Annotated in this window: 15 protein-coding genes; 7 read left to right on the top strand and 8 right to left on the bottom strand. The window is 66.2% G+C overall.

The window, feature by feature from the left end; genetic code table 11:
* Both I5M_RS05435 and trpS read left to right on the top strand, forming a co-directional pair.
* Positions 1–822, top strand: an 822-nt coding sequence (locus tag I5M_RS05435) for a lipid II flippase MurJ (RefSeq protein WP_022720483.1), incomplete at its 5' end; no start/stop codon positions are given.
* A gap of 52 nt (positions 823–874) precedes the next feature.
* Complete coding sequence (gene trpS / locus I5M_RS05430) at positions 875–1924, top strand: tryptophan--tRNA ligase (protein WP_022720482.1); 1050 nt, start codon at positions 875–877, stop codon at positions 1922–1924.
* Between the two features lie 279 nt (positions 1925–2203).
* Here the strand turns inward: trpS and holA are convergent, their stop codons facing one another.
* The 3 genes from holA to leuS all read right to left on the bottom strand — a co-directional run bounded on the left by holA (position 2204) and on the right by leuS (position 6573).
* On the bottom strand, positions 2204–3232 hold the full coding sequence (gene holA / locus I5M_RS05425; protein WP_022720481.1) for a DNA polymerase III subunit delta: 1029 nt from the start codon (positions 3230–3232) through the stop codon (positions 2204–2206).
* Positions 3233–3389: 157 nt separating this feature from the next.
* Positions 3390–3932 (bottom strand): LPS assembly lipoprotein LptE, encoded by a 543-nt coding sequence (locus I5M_RS05420; protein ID WP_022720480.1) that lies wholly within the window; start codon positions 3930–3932, stop codon positions 3390–3392.
* Positions 3933–3948: 16 nt separating this feature from the next.
* A complete protein-coding gene (gene leuS, locus I5M_RS05415) occupies positions 3949–6573 on the bottom strand; it encodes a leucine--tRNA ligase (RefSeq protein ID WP_022720479.1) in 2625 nt (874 codons plus the stop codon).
* A 128-nt stretch (positions 6574–6701) separates the two neighbouring features.
* On the opposite strand from leuS, the gene I5M_RS05410 reads away from it, so the two are divergent.
* Complete coding sequence (locus I5M_RS05410) at positions 6702–7190, top strand: glyoxalase (protein WP_307704634.1); 489 nt, start codon at positions 6702–6704, stop codon at positions 7188–7190.
* Positions 7191–7208: 18 nt separating this feature from the next.
* Here the strand turns inward: I5M_RS05410 and I5M_RS05405 are convergent, their stop codons facing one another.
* Positions 7209–8879: a diguanylate cyclase domain-containing protein gene (locus I5M_RS05405; protein ID WP_022720477.1), complete on the bottom strand. Its 1671-nt coding sequence runs from the start codon at positions 8877–8879 to the stop codon at positions 7209–7211.
* Positions 8880–9051: 172 nt separating this feature from the next.
* Here I5M_RS05405 and I5M_RS05400 point away from each other — a divergent pair, with 172 nt between their 5' ends.
* Positions 9052–9717 (top strand): YggS family pyridoxal phosphate-dependent enzyme, encoded by a 666-nt coding sequence (locus I5M_RS05400; protein ID WP_022720476.1) that lies wholly within the window; start codon positions 9052–9054, stop codon positions 9715–9717.
* Positions 9718–9904: 187 nt separating this feature from the next.
* On the top strand, positions 9905–11953 hold the full coding sequence (locus I5M_RS05395) for an autotransporter domain-containing protein (protein ID WP_022720475.1): 2049 nt from the start codon (positions 9905–9907) through the stop codon (positions 11951–11953).
* A gap of 52 nt (positions 11954–12005) precedes the next feature.
* On the opposite strand, the gene I5M_RS05390 is transcribed toward I5M_RS05395, so the two are convergent.
* Entirely contained in the window at positions 12006–12575 is a 570-nt protein-coding gene (locus tag I5M_RS05390; protein WP_022720474.1) for a L,D-transpeptidase, read from the bottom strand.
* A gap of 168 nt (positions 12576–12743) precedes the next feature.
* Here I5M_RS05390 and I5M_RS05385 point away from each other — a divergent pair, with 168 nt between their 5' ends.
* Together I5M_RS05385 and I5M_RS05380 are read left to right on the top strand one after the other, a co-directional pair.
* A complete protein-coding gene (locus tag I5M_RS05385) occupies positions 12744–13430 on the top strand; it encodes a response regulator transcription factor (protein WP_022720473.1) in 687 nt (228 codons plus the stop codon).
* A gap of 50 nt (positions 13431–13480) precedes the next feature.
* Positions 13481–13927: a cyclic nucleotide-binding domain-containing protein gene (locus tag I5M_RS05380; RefSeq protein ID WP_022720472.1), complete on the top strand. Its 447-nt coding sequence runs from the start codon at positions 13481–13483 to the stop codon at positions 13925–13927.
* 58 nt (positions 13928–13985) lie between these two features.
* Here I5M_RS05380 and I5M_RS05375 read toward each other — a convergent pair whose 3' ends face one another.
* The 3 genes from I5M_RS05375 to I5M_RS29225 form a co-directional block, all read right to left on the bottom strand.
* Positions 13986–14798: an exodeoxyribonuclease III gene (locus I5M_RS05375; protein ID WP_022720471.1), complete on the bottom strand. Its 813-nt coding sequence runs from the start codon at positions 14796–14798 to the stop codon at positions 13986–13988.
* 304 nt (positions 14799–15102) lie between these two features.
* Entirely contained in the window at positions 15103–15912 is an 810-nt protein-coding gene (locus I5M_RS05370) for an outer membrane lipoprotein carrier protein LolA (RefSeq protein ID WP_083909512.1), read from the bottom strand.
* 143 nt (positions 15913–16055) lie between these two features.
* A partial coding sequence (locus tag I5M_RS29225) for a DNA translocase FtsK (RefSeq protein ID WP_040771573.1) occupies positions 16056–16457 on the bottom strand: 402 nt, incomplete at its 5' end.

The raw sequence follows: 16457 nt of genomic DNA, 5'->3' as shown, positions 1-16457 counted from the left end.
CCGCAGCTCATCATTGTCATCGCCGCGCTGGTTGCATCGGGGCAGCCGGCGGCGGTCTCGTGGCTGTATTTCGCCAACCGGCTGATCGAGCTGCCGCTCGGCATCGTCGGCGTCGCGATGGGCGCCGTGCTGGTGCCGGAACTGTCGCGCGCCGTTCGCAGCGACGACACGGCGGCGCACACTCGCGCTGCCGCGCATGCGCTCGAACTCGCCATCGGCGTCGCGCTGCCGGCGACGCTGGGACTGATCGTGCTGCGCGAGCCGATCGTACGACTATTGTTCGAACACGGCGCCTTCAGCCCCGAAGATGCCGCCGCGACCGCACAGGCGCTGGCGCTGCTGGCACTCGGTCTGCCGGCGCAGGTGCTGGCCAAGAATGCCGCCGCCTCGTTGTTCGCGCGGGAGGACACAAGCACACCGCTGGTCGCGACGCTGGCGTCGCTGATCGTGGTGCTGATCGCCGCGGTCGGGCTCGGCTGGCTGTTCGGTGTCGGCGGCGTCGCGGCCGCCGTGGCGCTCGGCGCCTGGACCAATGCTGGCCTGCTGCTGGGACGCAGCGACCGCCCGTTCCTCGAGCCGGCAAGCCGCAGCCGGCTTGTGCGAATCGTGCTCGCCGCCGCCATCATGGGGGGGCTGCTGTGGCTGAAGACCAGCCTGGTGCTGCCGCTCGCCGCGCAGGCCCCGACTTTGGTGCAAGCCGGACTGCTCGGCGTGCTGATCGCCGGCGGGCTGATCATCTATGCGGCGGCGCTGCTGCTGCTCGGCATCGTCAGCCTGAGAACGGCGCGGGATGCGCTGCGGCGGCCCGGCTTGCGCGACTAGCGGAGCTGTGCCACTTCACGGCGCTTCTTTCAGGACGCGCAGGAACACGATCATGGCCTTCACGCAGCGGGTATTCTCCGGCATCCAGCCGACCGGCAATCTGCATCTCGGCAACTATCTGGGCGCGATCGTCAATTTCGTGAAGATGCAGGAGACGCACAACTGCGTCTATTGCGTCGTCGACCTGCACGCCATCACGGTGCCGCCAGCGGTGTGGGGCGGCCCGGACGAACTCCGCCGTAATATCCGTGAGGTCACCGCGGCGTTCATCGCGTCGGGCATCGATCCCAAGCGCCAGATCATCTTCAACCAGAGCCAAGTCGCCGAGCACGCCGAGCTGGCCTGGGTGCTGAACTGCATCGCCCGCCTCGGCTGGCTGAACCGCATGACGCAGTTCAAGGAGAAGGCCGGCAAGGACCGCGAGAACGTCTCGGTTGGACTTTATGATTACCCGGTCCTGATGGCTGCCGACATTCTGGTGTATCGCGCCACGCATGTTCCGGTCGGCGAGGACCAGAAGCAGCATGTCGAGCTGACGCGCGACATCGCCCAGAAGTTCAACAACGACTTCGCGCCCTCGATCGCCGCCCACGGCTTCGGCGACGCTTACTTCCCGCTGCCCGAGCCGGTGATCACCGGCCCGGCGACGCGGGTGATGAGCCTGCGCGATGGCACCAAGAAGATGTCGAAGTCGGACCCCTCCGACTACTCGCGCATCAACCTCACCGACGACGCCGACGCCATCGCCCAGAAGATCAAGAAGGCCAAGACCGATCCGGAGCCGTTGCCGAGCGAAGAGAAAGGCCTCGAGCCGCGGCCCGAAGCCGACAATCTGGTCGGTATCTATGCGGCGCTGGCCGGCAAGCCGAAGGGCGAGGTGCTGGCCGAATTCGGCGGCGCGCAGTTCTCCAGCTTCAAGTCGAACCTGGTCGACCTCGCGGTGACAAAGCTGTCGCCGATCGCCACCGAGATGAAACGCCTCGCCGCCGACCACGCCTATGTCGATGCCGTGCTCGCTGACGGCAGCGACCGCGCCCGCGCCATCGCGGCCGAAACCATGCTGGCCGTGAAGGACATCATGGGCATGGTGCGGGAGAAGTAAGCAGCGTTCTCTCAGCTCCAATCGAGACGTCATCCTGAGGTGCCCATCGCGTCGCGCGTCAGCGCGATGCGATGGGCCTCGAAGGATGAGCCACGGGTACAAGTAGCTGTCATCCTTCGAGGCTCGCTGCGCTCGCACCTCAGGATGACGGCCTGTCTACTGAGTTAGCGAAACTATCTACCGTCATTGCGACGAGCGAAGCGACGAAGCAATCCAGCTCCGTGCTCGGCGCTGGATTGCTTCGCTTCGCTCGCAATGACGAAAAGATGTAATCGCGGATCAGCCGCGCCGCCGTGCATTCACCGCGATGGAAAGCAGCGCGCGCTGCGCGATGGCGGCGCCGAGGTTGGCCTGTTTGCGGCTGTCGAGCGCGGCGCTCGCGAGTTGTTCGATGAGTTGCGCCAGGCGCGGCGGCGAGAATTGGCGGAGTGCGGTTTCAGCAGCGCCCTTGCGGGAGAAGTGCAGGCGCGGAAACGTCGAGTCGAGCGCCGACGCGGCCGGCGTACCGCCTTCGACCGCGAGGCTGATCTTGTGCAGGAAAGCGGCGTGGCGCTGTGCCGCCGCGATGATCTGCCCCGGATAGGTGCCGGCCACCATGGCTTTGGCGAATTCGCTTTCGACCACCGCCGGTTTGCCGCCGAACGCCGCGTCGACGATGACGTCGAGCTTGAGGTCGGATGCGTCCGACACGCAGACCATGACGTCGTCCAGCGTCACCTCGCTTTGGCCATGGGCGTAAAGGACGAGCTTGCGCAGTTCGTTGCGCGAGGCCTGGCGGTCGCCGCCGAGCAGCGACACCAGCACGGTGCGGGCGTCGCGTGCGATCGACAGGTTGGAGGCGCGCAGCTCGTCGTCGATCAGCCGGCCCAAATCGGCCTCGGCGTCCGGATAGCAGCCGATCGCCACTGCGCTGGCGGCTTTCTCGCAGGCCTTGCGCAGCGCATGGTCCGGCTTGATGTCGCCGGCCTCGATCACCACCCGGCAATCGCGCGGCGGCGTCTCCAGCAGCGCCTCGACGCCGGAGGCGAAGCTGCGCGAGCCGGCGCGGACCCGGATGGCGCGGCGGCCGCCGAACATCGGGATCGCCAGCGCCTCGTCGACCAGGCGCGACGGCTCGGAGGCGAGTTCGTCGCCCTCGAGCCGCACCAGCGCGAACGGATCTTTCGGATCGTCGAGCGAAGCCGCAATCACCGCATCGGCACGCTCGCGCACGAGTCCTGCGTCCGGCCCGTACAGCAGCACGACCGGCTTGCCCGCATCAGGGCGGGCGAGAAACGAGGTGATGTCTTTGCCGCGCAGCGCGACCATCAGCAGGCCTTCGCGGCACCATGCTCGTCATGCCCAGGCTTGTCCTGGGCATCCACGACTTGCAGCGGCCGCAACAAGGAAGACGTGGATGGCCGGGACGAGCCCGGCCATGACGACATAACGGAGGCCGGGAACGGCTCGGACACTGACGCCGAGGTCAAATCCCGGCGTAGAAGAACGACGCCAGTCTTGTGTTGATGTTCTCGGCGATTTCCTGGGAGGCACGATCCTCGGCGTCGCGGCCGGCGCGGGTGCGGGCGAAGCGCTGGATCTGACCCGGAATGTCGTATTCGACGCGCGAGAAGGTGTTTCCGGTCAGCACCGTCTTGCCAGTGGCGACCTCGATCAGCTTGTAGCTGGCGTCGATGCCGTAATTTTCGACCGTCGGCAGCTGTGTCGTGTTGTCGACGATCAGCGACGAACGTGCGGTGCTGATGGTCATCGTCAGCCGATACAGCGGCGGCGCGCCGGTGGCGGCGCCGTACAGCTTGAACATCAGCGCATTGCGAATCTGAATGCCGATGCGCGCGTTGCGCGAGCCGTTCGGGACGTCCAGCGGCGGAACTTCGATCGCCGTCAGCTTGTCGCGCAGCGTCGGCGAACCGTCGCCACGGTCGGCATACATCGGATGGAAGCAACCGGCGAGTGGCGCCGACAATGCAACGGCCAACGCCAGCCTCTGCAGCAGCCTCGCACCCATCCGCGTCCCCACGCGCCTAGCCGACCACATTCACGATCCTCTGCGGCACCACGATCACCTTGCGGACGGGCTTGCCGTCCAGCGCCTGTCTTACCGCATCGAGGGCCAAAACGGCAGCCTCAATTTCTGAGTTCGCCGCCGCCCGAGGCACCGTGACCTCGGCGCGCTTCTTGCCGTTGACCTGCACCGGCAGGGTGATGCTGTCTTCGACCAGCAAATCGCGTTCGATTTGCGGCCACTGGGCGTCGGAGACGAAGCCCTGCTGCCCCAGCACCTGCCAGCTCTCCTCGGCCAGATGCGGCATCATCGGGTAGAACAGCTGAACCAGGATTCCGGCAGCCTCGCGAATCGCCCAGGCCAGGTCCGGCGACGGCTTGTCGGCCTTCGCCAGGACGTCACCGAGCGTGTTCGAGAACTCGCGGATATGGGCCAGGCTGACATTGAAGGCCAGCCGTTCGATGCCGGACAGCACCTTGTCGAGCGCGCCATGGCTGGCCTTGCGCAGCGCCAGCGCCTCGGGCCCGAACGACTCCGGCCGCGCCGCCGGCGCCGCGCCGGCGAGCTCGGCGGCGTCGTTCACCATCCGCCACAGCCGCTGCACGAAGCGCGAGGCGCCCTTGACGCCCTCTTCGCTCCAGATCACGTCGCGATCGGGCGGCGAGTCCGACAGCATGAACCAGCGCGCGGTGTCGGCGCCGTAGGTGCCGATGATGTCGTCGGGATCGACCGTGTTGCGCTTGCTCTTCGACATCTTCTCGATCGGGCCGATCTCGACCGGACCGCCGCCGTCGAGCAGCGTCGCCTTGCGGGCATCGCCGTCGGCGGTGATCACCACTTCGGCCGGCGAGGCAAAGTGACCATCGGCCTTCCGGTAGGTCTCGTGCACCACCATGCCCTGGGTGAACATGCCCCGGAACGGCTCGTCGAGACCGACATGCCCGGTGGCCTTCATGGCCCGGGTGAAGAACCGGCTGTACAAGAGATGCAGGATCGCGTGCTCGACGCCGCCGATATACTGGTCGACCGGCAGCATCCGGTTGACCACCGGCAGCGTGGTCGGCGCGGTCTCGTTCCACGGATCGGTGAAGCGCGCGAAGTACCAGGACGAGTCCACGAAGGTGTCCATGGTGTCGGTCTCGCGCACCGCCTTGCCGCCGCATTGCGGACAGGTGACGTGCTTCCAGGTCGGGTGATGATCGAGCGCGTTGCCGGGCTTGTCGAACGACACGTCCTCCGGCAGCGTCACCGGCAGATCCTTGTCGGGCACCGGCACGACATCGCATTTGGGGCAATGGATCACTGGGATCGGGCAGCCCCAATAGCGCTGGCGTGAGATGCCCCAGTCGCGCAGGCGGAAATTGACCTTTCGCTCGGCGACCGGCGCGTTGCCGCGGGTCTCGCGCTCGAGCCGGCTCGCGACTTCTTCCTTGGCCTCGGCGATCGTCATACCGTCGAGGAAGCGCGAATTGATCATCCGGCCTTCGCCGTCATAGGCCACATCGGTGATCACGAAGGTCGACGGGTCCTGCCCCTCGGGGCACACCACCGGCGTGTTGCCGAGCTTGTACTTGTTGACGAAGTCGAGGTCGCGCTGGTCGTGCGCCGGGCAGCCGAAGATGGCGCCGGTGCCGTATTCCATCAGCACGAAGTTGGCCACATAGACCGGGATCGACCAGCTCGGGTCGAACGGATGCACGGCGCGGATGCCGGTGTCGAAGCCCTGCTTCTCGGCGGTATCGATGATTTCCTGCGCGGTGCCGGTGCGCTTGATCTCGGCGATGAACTCGGCAAGCTTCGGGTTCTTGGCCGCGGCCGCCTGCGCCAGCGGATGATCGCCGGCGATCGCCATGAACTTGGCGCCGAACAGCGTGTCGGGCCGCGTCGTGAACACCTGCAGCTCGGTCTCGCCCGCCGGCGTCGTCTTGGGATCGAGCGCGAAGCGGACCAGCAGGCCCTCGCTGCGGCCGATCCAGTTGCGCTGCATCAGCCGCACCTTGTCGGGCCAGCGGTCGAGCGTATCCAGCGCCGACAGCAGCTCAGGGGCGTATTTGGTGATCTTGAACACCCACTGATTCATCTCGCGCTGCTCGACGACGGCGCCGGAGCGCCAGCCGCGGCCGTCGATGACCTGCTCGTTGGCCAGCACGGTCATGTCGACCGGGTCCCAGTTGAGCTTGCGCTTCTCGCGCTCGGCGAGCCCGACCTTCAGGAAGTCGAGAAACATCTTCTGCTGATGCTTGTAGTAGCTCGGGTCGCAGGTCGCGAATTCGCGCGCCCAGTCGAGCGACAGACCCATGGTCTGGAGCTGCTTCTTCATCGCTGCGATGTTGTCGTAGGTCCACGCCTTGGGCGCGACCTTGCGCTCGATGGCGGCGTTCTCGGCCGGCAGGCCGAACGCGTCCCAGCCCATCGGATGCAGCACGTTGTGGCCGCGCGCCCGCATCGTCCGCGCCACCACGTCGCCCATGGTGTAGTTGCGGACGTGGCCCATATGGATGCGCCCCGACGGATAGGGGAACATCTCGAGCACGTAATACTTTGGCCGGGGGTCGTCGTTGCGGGTGGCGAAAGTCTTCGCCGCCTCCCACTTCGCCTGCCATTTCGGCTCGGATTCGCGGGCGTTGTAACGTTCAGAGGTCATGATTCACGGTCACGGGCACGGGGCAGCGGGTCGGGCGCCGGTTCGAACGGGTTGATGAAGGCGCGAACAGGCCGCAAACCGCTGCGGAATCGAGCTGAAATTCGCGCTTAAAGCGCGCGGAATAGGCCATGAAACGCCGCGCCGGGTCAATGGGATGGCACGGGCCGGGCAAACGGCCGCGGGCAGGCGACGCCCGGCTGCCGAGAACGCCAGAGGAGGAGCCGATGTCACAGACAGCTTTCAGCCGGGTGGTGGCCATCATCCCCTGTACCGACGTGAATGCCGCCGAACGCTGGTGGAACGTGCTCGGCTTCGCTCGTCCTCCGGAGCAGGACCATGGCGATTACCGCATGCTGTCCGATGCCGAAGGAGCCGAAATCCATCTGCAGCCGGCCGTTGAAGGCTGGCTCAGTCCGGGACGCAATCCGTTCGGCGTATATGTCTATACGCCACGGGTGGATGAACTGGCCCTGACGGCGCGCAACGCCATTATCGAGCCCGGCAAGACACCCGAGCACAAACCGTGGGGCATGTATGAATTCGCCCTCAACGGGCCGGACGATCTGCTGGTGCGTATCGGCTGGCCGAGCGGCCTGATCCACGCCGAGCCGGCCTGAGCGGCCGGGCACAGCCGCTCAGCTCGCGATCGCGATCGCAGTGTCGGTGACGCGGACGAAACCGTGTTCGACGACGGTGTTGCGGCCGCGGTGTTTGGCGGCGTAGAGCGCGGCATCGGCGGCCTCGACCAGTTCGCCCGGCTCGCTGTCGCCGCTCGGCAATGCGCAGCCGACGCCGATGCTGACGGTGACGCGCTGAAACAGACTCGTTCGGTGCGGCAGGCACAGTCGCTCGACGCCATCGCGCACCATTTCACCGACCTGCACGGCGCGCGGCGCTTCGGTCGCCGGCAGCAGCAGGCAGAATTCTTCGCCGCCGTAGCGGGCCGCCAGGCCCCCGGTCGCGTCGGCGACCCCCGCCAGCACCTCGCCGATGCGCCCCAGGCAGGCGTCGCCTTCGGGGTGGCCGTAGGAATCGTTGAACAGCTTGAAGTGGTCGACGTCGATCATCAGCAGCGACAGCCGCGAGCCGCTCTGCTGCGCCTTCATCCACTCGAAATCCAGCCGGCTCTGGAAACCGCGGCGGTTGGCCAGCCCGCTGAGCAGGTCCATCGACGCCATCACGGTGAGGCGGTGATTGGTGGCGACGAGCTCGCGTTCGCGCTGGCCGAGCTGCGCCGCCATGCCATTGAAGGCGCGCGCCAGAGGCACGAATTCGGCGGGCAACCGCGTCCGCGACGCACGCACCGACCAGTCGCCCTGGGCGAATTTGCGCGCGCTTTCGGTCAGCATCGAGATCGGCTGCACGATCAGCCGTTCGGCGGCGATCAGCGCGCCGAGCAGCACGAACAGGCAGACCAGCGCCAATTGCAAATAGGCGGTGCGGATGTCGAGATTGATGCCGGCCGAGACCTTGTTCTCGTCGAGCACCACCACCAGCCGGGCACTGGTGCCGCGGATCCGCACCACCGACAGCAGCTGGCCATTGTCGTCCTTGGAGGTCATCAGTTCACGGCCCTGCGGGGCGCTGGCGAGCGCAAACTCCAGCACGGCGGGTTCGAGCTTGTGGCCGACCAGACTGCGCTGATCGGGCGGCGCCGCCAAAACGGTGCCTTCGCCGTCGATCAGCGCCGCGCTGACGCCGTTCCGGCCGGCCAGATTGCCCATGATGTCGGACAGCCAGTCCAGATTGAGGCCGGCGATCATCACGGTGCTGTCGTCACCATCGATCGCGGCGACCGGATAGCCGGCCAGAACGGTGCCGGTGCGGGTGTGCCGACCGACGAGAAAGTCACTGACGACGAAGCCCTTGGTCTCGATCGCACGCCGGAAATACGAGCGATCGGACACGTTGGCGCCGACGAACATCGACGAGGTCGAGCAGGTGATGATGCCGTCCCGGTTGGCGATCGCCAGCATCCGGATCGACGGCAGATCGACCCGCAGGCTGGATTGCAGGATGCTGCAGCCACGGCTGCGGTCGGCCGAGGCGTAGATATAGGCGGCCGACTTCAGCACAGCTTCGACCGAGGAGATCACCTCGCGCTGGGCGTCCGCGGTGCGCTGCGCCAGCGTCGCCAGTTCGCTGGCGATCGCGCCGATCTGCGCGGTGCGCTGCTCCTCGAGCACCCGCACGCGGTCGAACATCAGCGGAGAGACCAGAATCAGCGCCAGCACCACGAGCCGCGCCCGGATGCCGAGCATCCCTCTGAGCTTCGCTTTCTTGCGGATGAACGCGATGCGTGACATCGTTGCCCCCGAAAACCCCCGTAAACAACCTAGGCCTAAGGGTTCAAAAACCCTTTCCTCGAATCGTTACAATTTGAGCGATGGGCCAACCGCAAGGCGAAATCCCCGTGCAGTTCGCGACGTTGACCCGCCGTTTACCGTGTTGGACCGGCCGGTCCGGCGAGGCCGACGCATGACCGGGTCGGCTGCGGACGGGCTGGCTGCCGTCGAGGCGGAGATCGTGCGCGCCTGCCGCGAGGCGCGGCGGGAACGTTCGTCGGTGACGCTGATCGCGGTGTCGAAGACCTTCGAAGCCGAGGCGATCCGGCGGGTGCTGGACGCCGGCCAGCGCGTGTTCGGCGAAAACCGCGTCCAGGAAGCCAAGGCCAAATGGCCGGAGCTGGTCGCTGCCTACCCGAAGACCGAGCTGCATCTGATCGGACCGCTGCAGTCCAACAAAGCCAAGGAAGCCGCGGCGCTGTTCGACGCCATTCATTCGGTCGACCGCGACAGCCTGTGCGAAGCGCTCGGCAAGGTGCTGCCGGCGTCGGGACGAAGCATCGAATTGTTCGTTCAGATCAACACCGGTGAAGAGTCGCAAAAAGCCGGCGTCGCGCCGCAGGATGCCGACGCCTTTATCGCCGCCTGCCGCGATCGCTGGGGTCTGACGATCGCCGGCCTGATGTGCATCCCACCGGTCGACGAAGCCCCGGCGCCGCACTTCGCCTTGTGCGCCAAGATCGCCAAGCGCAACGGCCTCTCAAAACTGTCGATGGGCATGAGCGCCGACTTCGCCACCGCCATCCAGTTCGGCGCCACGCATGTGCGGGTGGGGTCTGCAATCTTCGGGCATCGCTGACTGTCTGAAGCGGAGGCCCTCGCGCGATGCGGGTGGCTGCACTGTCGTGCGTGTGACCGGGAATCTGCACAGCGCAAATGACACGCGGGTTGTTCCGAATACGGAACGGTATTTTCTTGCTGGCGTATGCTGGTGGTCGATATTGCTCGGGTACCTCCTTTCTTGATTCATCCCGGGACTGCGTCCGATGCCGCGCACACTCCGATCATCTTTGGCCCTGTGGGCCGGGACAGCACTGGCCAGCACGGTCTTCACCAATTCCGCGTTGGCACAGGCAGTCGGCATTACGGACATCAATACTGGCTCATATTCCAATGCATACGGGGTCAGCGCGGACGGTTCGGTTGTTGTGGGGCAGTACTTCGACGGCTCTGACAACCATGCCTTTCGCTGGACGCTGGCGGGCGGGACGGTCGATTTTGGCGCGGGCTTGAATGCATTTGCCTATGCCACCAACTCCGATGGATCGGTCGTCGTCGGCACTTTCCCAGTAGGAAACGCGCATCAGGCATTTCGATGGACCCAGGCCGGCGGCGCGGTCAATCTTGGAACCCTCAACGGGAACGTAAACTCGACCGCTTACGGCATCAGCGGCGACGGCAGTGTCGTGGTCGGAGGCACCGACACTCAAGCATTTCGCTGGACGCAGGCCGGCGGCTTGGTGGGTCTCGGCTTTCTGAGCGGTGGCCAGTATTCGGTCGCCTATGGGATCAGCACCGACGGCAATGTCGTTGTCGGCGGGGCGACTAACGCTGCTCGCCAGGAGTTTGCGTTTCTTTGGACGCAGGCCGGAGGGATGGTCAGCCTCGGCCACCTCAACGGTGGAACAGTCTCAGAGGCCCGCGCCACGAATGCCGACGGCAGCGTCGTCGTTGGCGATGCGACCGACGGCAGTGTCGGTAATAGCTACCGGGCATTCCGATGGACACAGGCCGGAGGGATGGTCAGCCTCGGCACCCTGAACGGCGGTACCTCGTTTGCTTACGCTGTCAGCAGCGACGGTTCTGTGGTCGTCGGCAGTGCCAACGATGGTTCGAATCAAGGGATCAGCCGCGCGTTCCGTTGGACACAGGCCACCGGCCTGATCACAGTCGAGCAATGGCTCCGCAATCTCGGTGTGACGATCCCCACGGATGTGACAGCCCGGGCGTATGGGGTGTCGGCGGACGGCAATGTCGTGGTCGGCACGCTGAATAATAATCACGCCTTCATCGCCCGCAGCACGGTTGGAGTGACGCCGGCCACGCCGGCGACAACCCCAGCGCAGCCAGCGGCCGCTCCGGCGGGCTTCGTCGCCACCGCAGGTCTGATGGATGTGGTGAATTTCCAGGCGAGCCTGGCGGGGACACCGCGGACCGCGCCGCAGCTGCAGACCGGTGACCTGATCCTCAACGGCTCGCATTCCTCGCCGCTCACCACGCTGCTGGCGCCGGGGCGCTCTTCGGTGTGGACCGCCGGCGATGTCGCGGTCGCCGGTGGCGGCGGCGGTCTGGACGCCGGCTCCGGCCTCGGCGAGGGCGGCATCGCCCATGGCTTCGAGCACGGCGTGACCGTCAAGTTCGGCGTCGGCGGCCTGTCCTCCCGCACCCCGCTCGCACTCGGCGGCGCCAGCAACACGACGGGCACCTATGTGGTGCCCGAAGCCTCGATGCTGTTCGGCCCCGGCCTGGTGGCGACCGCCACCGGCTATCTCGCCTGGGGCTGTGCCGATATCCGCCGCGGCTATCTCAACGCCACCTCGCTGGACATCTCGTTCGGCAGCACAGCGACGCTGACCGCCGGCGCACGCGCCCGGCTCGACTGGCAGGACGCGCTGCGCTTCGGCCGAACCGGCTTCTCGCCCTATGCCAGTGTCACCTATCTGAACACGCGGATCGACGGTTACACCGAGACCGGCGGCAGCTTCCCGGTGCGGTACGACGCCTCGCAGGAGAATTCCACGGTGGCGCGGATTGGCGGCGATGCGCTGACGCCGCTGACCAAGCAGCTCGGCTTGGTGACGCGGCTGGAATATGCCCACCGCTTCGAACGCACCGGCGCGGCAACGACTGGCCAGATCCTCGGCCTGTCGAACTTCGCGTTCGATGGCGCCAACGTGCGCCAGGACTGGGGCCGCGCCGGCCTCGGCCTGCGCTATCGCCTCGGCTGCGGCGACGGCCTGATCATGGTCAACACCTCCAACCAGACCAGCCGCAACCTCACCTGGGTATCGGCCAGCTACCGGGTCGTGTTCTGAGCGGCGCGTGGCAGTGCCTCGGCGATCTTCCGGCAGCAAACGAGGCGCGCCTTCAGCCAATGACGATCTTCGTCTTCGGCCCGAGCCGCGCCAGCAGGCGACGCAGATTGCCGCGGGTCATCGCCACGCAGCCGGCGGTCGGGCCGAAATTGTCACGGGCGAGGTGCAGGAACACGGCGCTGCCGCGGCCGGTGATTCGCGGCTTGGTGTTGTGGTCGATCTCGACGATCAGATCGTAAAGATGATCGTCCCGCGTCAGCCGGTCGCCGGTCTGGCCCGGCCTCAGCCGCAGCGGGCGGTTGTAATGCCGGCTCGCCGGATCCTCGCACCAGGCATCATCGGGCCGGATGGTGCGGACCGGCAGATGCGTGTGCGGCCGCGTCCCGCGTTCGCCCCGCCACCACAGCCGCAGCGGATGAAAGCTGCCCCGCGGCGTGGCGCCGTCGCCCTCACGCTTATTGGCAAGGATGCCGCCGCGGCCCAGCGCCACCGGGATGGTCATGCCTTTGGCCACCAGCCAGCCGCGACTGCGCTCGCCGGCGGCGCGCCGGATTTGGACCCATTCCAGGGGCCGCGACCCCTGCCGCCGTCTCGCCTTTGTTTCCGTTAACTTTTTCGGCATTTGGATCCACCTCTGCTGCCGGCGAGCCGGCAAATTTAGTATCCGGGAGTTAACTTGCGCGGAAACTCTCCCTATGTGCTGATCTGCGGTACAAGCTCAGACGATCCGGACGCCGCCCGGCCGTGCTTGCGCCGGCGCCGTGCTCCCGAATAGCCCGAAGGACAGACCATGCCGAACGCCCGCAAGATCCTGATCGTGGACGACGACACCGATCTGCGCGACGCGCTGGTCGAGCAACTGTCGCTGCATGAGGAATTCGAAGCCTCGGCGGTCGACACCGGCGCCAAGGGCGTCCAGACCGCCAAGACGCTGTCGCCCGACCTCGTGCTGATGGATGTCGGCCTGCCCGACACCGACGGCCGCGAGGTGGTCCGCAGCCTGCGCAAAGGCGGCTTCAAGGCGCCGATCATCATGCTGACAGGGCACGACACGGACTCAGATACCATCCTCGGCCTCGAGAGCGGCGCCAACGATTACGTCGCCAAGCCGTTCCGCTTCGCCGTGCTGCTCGCCCGCATCCGCGCCCAGCTGCGCCAGCACGAAGCCAGTGAGGACGCGGTGTTCACCGTCGGCCCCTACAGCTTCCGCCCCGGCTCCAAGATGCTGACCGGTGCCAACGCCAAGAAGGTACGGCTCACCGAGAAGGAAACCGCCATCCTGCGCTTCCTGTATCGCGCCGGCCAGGCGCCGGTGTCGCGCGAGACGCTGCTGCAGGAAGTCTGGGGTTACAATTCGGGTGTGACCACCCACACGCTCGAGACCCACATTTACCGACTTCGACAAAAGATCGAGAAAGACGCCGCCAATCCGGAGATTCTGGTGACCGAGGCCGGTGGCTACAAACTCGTGCCGTGATACCAATAGGGCTCGATTCGTATCACGACGCGAGCCCGACCGGTCCTTGAATGTCGATCGAAGATGATGTCGCCCTGCTCGAGCGCGTGCCGACGCTGCGGCTGCTCGGCGGCACGTCGTTACGCATGCTGGCAGTCGGCGTCGAACAGCGCGACGTCGCGCGCGGCGATCTTCTGTTCAAAGTGGGCGAGCCTGCGGACGCGGCTTTCGTGGTGCAGCGCGGCTCACTGAAAGTCAGCGCCGATGACGACGGGCCGAGTGTCGTGGCGCGCCCGGGCGATCTGCTCGGCGAGCTGGCGCTGCTGATGCCGATGCGGCGGCCCGCCAACGCCGAGGCGCTGGAACATTCGACGCTGATCCGCATCTCCCGCAGCCTTTTCCAGCGCGTCATCGAGAGCGATCCCGCCGCCGCCCGCCGCCTGCGTGACGATCTCGCCGCCCGCACCAGCCAGATTGCATCGGAGATATTGGTGGCAGGCGCGAAGCTGAGTTCGTAGTTGGGATCTTCTCCCTCTCCCGCAAGCGGGAGAGGGAGCGCGCTGAGCGTGTTGCAAACTACACGTCCATCACCACCGTGACCGGAACATGGTCGCTCGGCCGCTCCCAACTGCGGGCGTCGCGCAGGATCTTGAAATCGGTGACGCGGTCTTTCAGCGCTTCCGAGACCCAGATGTGATCGAGCCGGCGACCGCGGTCGCCGACCGTCCAATCGGCGTTGCGATAGCTCCACCAAGTATAAACTTTTTCGGTGAGCGGAATGCGCTCGCGCGCGACGTCGACCCAGTTGCCGGCGCGCAGCACGGTGAGCAGCTTGTCGGTCTCCACCGGCGTGTGGGACACCACTTTCAACAGCTGCTTGTGCGACCAGACGTCGTGCTCGTGCGGCGCGACGTTGAGGTCGCCGACCAGGATGTGACGCTGATCGCCGGACGGGTGCAGCGGTTCGCACGCCTTCATCTCGTCGAGAAACGACAGTTTGTGCTTGAACTTCGGATTGACCGCGGGGTCGGGTACGTCGCCGCCGGCAGGTACATAAAAATTATGCACGACCAGCGGCGGCACGTCGTTGCCGGTGTCGAGCGACACCGAGATGTGCCGCGAATCGACGATGTCGCAGAAGGTGCGGACATCGGTGGCGGCGAACGGCAGCTTCGAGACGATGGCGACGCCGTGATAGCCCTTCTGTCCGTTGAGCGCGATGTGCTCATAGCCGAGCCGCTTGAAGCGTTTCGCCGGAAACGCGTCGTCGGGGCACTTGGTCTCCTGCAGGCAGAGGATATCGGGCCGCTGCGCCTTGATAAACTTCGCCACCAGATCGATGCGCAGCCGCACCGAGTTGATGTTCCAGGTGGAGAGGGTCAGACGCATGGGGATCGGTTCGCGAGAGGGGAGACGAGACAGAACGACAGCCATCGTTGTTACGCGGAGCGCGGCTAGGCGCAAGCGGCCGCTGTGCACAGGGCGCCCGGTTCGTTGAAGCCGTGTTGCGAAGAGGATGGATTGCCGGGTCAAGCCCGGCAATGACTGCCTTCAACGATTGCCGGAAGCGGATGACACACGCACTTCGTCATGCGCGGCTTGACCCGCCTGCGGGGCCGGAGCCCCTTCGGCGCGGCGAAGGCCCGCGCATCCATCGTCCGCGGTAGCGGACCAGCCTGATCGAAGGAGCGCGTTAACCCGGCGGGGTCGCGTAGTTGGTGTAGTCGATTTTGAACATCGACGGATCCGGGCGCTTGGTCGAGTCGATATTGTAGATAGCGACCGTGGTGTCGTAGCCTTGGGGATCGGTCACGGTCCATTGCTTGAGCTGACCGTCCTTGACGCCGAGCATCAGCATCAGCCGGCTGGTGCCGATGATGGCGTTCTTCTCCTCGATGATGACCGAAATGTAGGTGTCGTCGGAGGTGATGCTGACGACGTTGGTGTCGCGAAGCAGATCGATGCGGTCGCTGAGCAGATAGCGTAGCGGCGTTTGCGACAGAGGATAGACGTCCTGGGTGCCGAGCTTGCGGTCGCGCACCACGACCGACTGACCGTCGGCGATCAGCGACACCGTGCTCGGCTCGTCATATTCGAAGCGCACCTTGCCGGGCTTCATGATGTAGAAATCGCCGGTCAGCTTGGTGCCGTCCGGGCCGACCTGAACGAACTGGCCGACCAATGTCTGCAGCGACGACAGATAGGCACTGACCTTGGCGGCGTCGGCCTTCTGCTTGGCATCGAAGGTGGTGAAGATCGACGCCGGCACATTCCGGCGCGGATCGGGAATCACCGGATCCGGCGGGGTGGTGAGCTTGGCCACGGGCGCGGGCGGCGCCGGCTGCGCGGGCTTTTGCCGCGGCTCGGCGGCACCGACACGCTGATCCTTCGGCTTCGACGCGTCGGGTTGCGCCTGCACGGCGGCGGTGCCGACCACGAGCCACAGGGCAGCGCCCGCTGCGAGCGCGGCACCCAGGCGTCGCGTCGCGGAGCGCGGCGGCATCGAAAAAGAGCGGCAAAACTGGTGCAATAGATTGTCCTGTCCGGAAGCCGCCGCGGCGGCGCATCGCCGCCCTGCGGCTACAGGGGTGCTGTGGCGATTTCGCGACTCCGGCCCGGCAAGGGCGCCCGCGCTGCTCCGGTCGGTCAAAATTCCGAATCCTCCTCGGCGACCAGGATTTCGCGTTTGCCGGCGTGATTGGCCTGGCCGACGATGCCTTCCTGCTCCATCCGCTCCATCAGCGAGGCGGCGCGGTTGTAGCCGATCTGCAGCCGGCGCTGGATGTAGCTGGTCGAGGCCTTGCGGTCGCGTTTGACGATCGCCACCGCCTGCTGGAACAGGTCGCCGCCGCCGTCCGCCCCCATGCCGGTGGCATCGAACACCGCGGCGTCCTCTTCGCTCGGTTCCTCGGCGGTGACGGCCTCGAGATATTCCGGCTGGCCCTGTGACTTGAGGTGCTTGACGACCTTCTCGACCTCTTCGTCCGACACGAACGGGCCGTGGACGCGGCTGATGCGGCCGCCGCCGGCCATGTACAGCATGTCACC

Source organism: Rhodopseudomonas sp. B29, assembly GCF_000333455.1.
Taxonomy (GTDB): domain Bacteria; phylum Pseudomonadota; class Alphaproteobacteria; order Rhizobiales; family Xanthobacteraceae; genus Rhodopseudomonas.
This window is presented reverse-complemented; position numbering and strand designations above follow the sequence as displayed.